Consider the following 704-nt stretch of genomic DNA (forward strand, 5'->3'; position numbering starts at 1 on the left):
AAGGTAAATCCCTACAAGCAGTCGTTCGGACCGTTCCCGGGCAACATCTATCGCGCGCCTTACCCGGATCTGTATCGAGGTGTCAGCGTCGAGCACTGCCTTGCGGCCTTGGACACGCTGTTCGAATCCGAGATCGAGGCGAGTGCGGTAGCGGCGATCGTCATCGAGCCGCTTCTGGGTGAAGGTGGCTTCATTCCCGCGCCCGTTGAGTTCATGGCAGGTATCCGGCGCCTTTGCGACCAGCACGGCATCGTTCTCGTCGCCGACGAGGTGCAGTCCGGCTTCGGCAGAACCGGCCGCCTGTTTGCCATCGAACATATCGGCGTCGAGCCTGACTTGATCACGATGGGCAAGAGCATGGCAGCTGGCATCCCGATTGCCGCGATCGTCGGCAAAGCGGAGATCATGGATTCGGTGGCCGCTGGCGGCCTGGGCGGCACCTATGCGGGCAACCCGTTGGCCTGTGCGGCTGCCTTGGCCGTGCTGGACGTGCTGGAGGAGGAGAATCTGCTTGGCCGCGCCAATGAGATCGGCGAGCGGCTCACGGCTGGCTTGCAACGGATCCAGCAGAAGAGAAACCGCACGGTGATTGGCGACATCCGTGGGCTGGGCTCGATGATCGGTGCGGAACTGGTCGAAGATGGAGAAACCCGCAAGCCCGCGCGCGCGCTCACCGCCAAAGTCATCAAGGAAGCAGCCAGCCG

Annotated in this window: 1 protein-coding gene; it reads left to right on the forward strand. The window is 63.1% G+C overall.

What is annotated here, in order from left to right; genetic code table 11:
• Window positions 1-45: 45 nt before the first annotated feature.
• A partial coding sequence (locus ACWGS9_RS35100) for an aminotransferase class III-fold pyridoxal phosphate-dependent enzyme (RefSeq protein WP_454509467.1) occupies window positions 46-704 on the forward strand: 659 nt, incomplete at its 3' end.

Source organism: Mesorhizobium sp. Arg314 (genome assembly GCF_053714275.1).